Origin of the sequence: Erwinia sp. B116, assembly GCF_002865965.1 — a bacterium.
Classification (GTDB): domain Bacteria; phylum Pseudomonadota; class Gammaproteobacteria; order Enterobacterales; family Enterobacteriaceae; genus Erwinia.
Genome location: NZ_JRZZ01000094.1, coordinates 1 through 1,840, shown reverse-complemented (window position 1 = coordinate 1,840; position 1,840 = coordinate 1). Strand labels below are relative to the sequence as shown.

At 56.0% G+C, this 1,840-nt stretch carries 2 protein-coding genes and 1 pseudogene; 1 reads left to right on the top strand and 2 read right to left on the bottom strand.

Annotated elements, in window-relative coordinates:
* The coding region (locus NV64_RS22660; protein WP_199177720.1) for a ClpX C4-type zinc finger protein at positions 1-407 on the bottom strand (407 nt) is incomplete at its 3' end.
* A 309-nt stretch (positions 408-716) separates the two neighbouring features.
* Here NV64_RS22660 and NV64_RS22655 point away from each other — a divergent pair.
* Positions 717-1,310: an ATP-dependent Clp protease proteolytic subunit gene (locus NV64_RS22655; protein WP_056236417.1), complete on the top strand. Its 594-nt coding sequence runs from the start codon at positions 717-719 to the stop codon at positions 1,308-1,310.
* A 98-nt stretch (positions 1,311-1,408) separates the two neighbouring features.
* Here the strand turns inward: NV64_RS22655 and clpX are convergent.
* Positions 1,409-1,840 (bottom strand): annotated as a pseudogene (clpX, locus tag NV64_RS22650) (ATP-dependent Clp protease ATP-binding subunit ClpX); the annotation flags it as partial.

Here is a 1,840-nt window from a genome sequence, read left to right as displayed (position 1 = left end):
AGCAGCCGCGCCAGCGTTTCCGCCAGCAGCGTTTTACCGCTGCCGGTCGGCCCGATCAGCAGAATGTTACTTTTTCCCAGCTCGATGCCGTTGCTGGTATCGCCGTTGCGCAGGCGCTTGTAGTGGTTATACACCGCCACCGACAGCACCTTTTTCGCCCGCACCTGGCCGATGACGTAGTCATCCAGGTGGTGGCGGATTTCATGCGGCGTCGGCAGGGAATTACGCTCACGGTGCGGCGCCACTTCCTTAATCTCTTCGCGAATGATGTCGTTACATAAATCAACGCACTCATCGCAGATGTACACTGACGGGCCGGCAATCAGCTTGCGCACTTCATGCTGGCTTTTGCCGCAAAAAGAGCAGTACAGCAGCTTTCCTGAACCGTCTTTGCGTTTCTCTGTCATCAGTTAAACCTCATGCCTTCTTGAACAGACCTGAGTGGGCTGTCTTAATTTTCGCGTACCAGACCCTAATATAGCCCACTTTGCCGGATAAATGGGAGTAAAACCGGGTTTCAGGCCGGATTTCAGGCTTAAAACTGTGAACTCTGATGACACGCGCATCCCGCGCTGACAGCGCATTCCCCGGCGACTTTTGCACAATTAACCCGCTGTTTTGCATGATGAATAACGGGCGAAAAGCCGGTTGATTTAGCTGACCATTGGATTATGCTAAACTCTGGTCACTTACAGAATCCGATGGAGTTGTCAGGCATGCCTCAAGAGCCAAAGAAAGAAGAAAACGGCCAGGAAGAGAAGAACTCTGCGCTGGCAGTCAGCAAACTGCTGCAGTCGCGCTCGATCATTATCTCCGGTGAGATCAATCAGGAGCTGGCGGAGAAAGTCACCGCTCAGCTGCTGATCCTGCAGGAGATGGGCGATGAGCCAATCAAGCTGTTCATTAACAGCCAGGGCGGCCACGTCGAAGCAGGTGACACCATTCACGATATGATTAAGTTCGTGCGGCCGAAAGTGGTGGTGATCGGCACCGGCTGGGTGGCCAGCGCCGGCATTACTATCTTCCTCGCCGCCGAGAAAGAGAACCGCTACTCGCTGCCTAATACCCGCTTCATGATCCACCAGCCGCTGGGCGGCGTGCGTGGTAAAGTGTCAGATATTGAAATTGAAGCGAAAGAGCTGCTGCGCGCACGCGCGCGTATTAATCAGCTGATCAGTAAAGCGACCGGTCAGCCGCTGGAGAAAGTCGAGAAAGACACCGACAGCAACTACTGGATGAGTCCGGAGCAGGCGGTAGACTACGGTATTGCCACCCACGTCATCAGCCAGTGGACTGAGCTGAAAGTCTAAACGGCGCTAAGCATAAAAAAGAGCCCGCAGCACTGCTGCGGGCTCTTTTTTTTGGCAACTCCCCGGCGGCACAAAGCCACCGGGCAGGATTAACACCACTACTCGCCAGAAGCCTGCTGCGCTTCCGACTGGCCATAGATCAGCTTCGGCGCGCCGTTGCCGTCAATTACCGACTCATCCACCACCACTTTCTCCACATCGTCCAGCGACGGCAGATCGTACATGGTGTCCAGCAACGCGGCTTCGACAATCGAACGCAGGCCACGTGCGCCGGTCTTACGCGACATCGCCTTCTTCGCGATGGCGGTCAGCGCCTCGTCACGGAACTCGAGATCCACGCCTTCCAGGTTAAACAGCGCCTGGTACTGCTTGGTCAACGCGTTTTTCGGCTCGCGCAGGATCTGGATCAGCGCGTCTTCGCTCAGTTCGGTCAGCGTCGCCACCACCGGCAGACGACCGATAAACTCAGGGATCAGGCCGAACTTGATCAGGTCCTCCGGCTCAACCTGCGCCAGCAGCTCCCCTTCCGT

Bases quoted from the DNA above. Each gene is read 5' to 3' on its own strand.
- NV64_RS22655 (WP_056236417.1), top strand. From the start codon at position 717: ATGCCTCAAGAGCCAAAGAAAGAAGAAAACGGCCAGGAAGAGAAGAAC.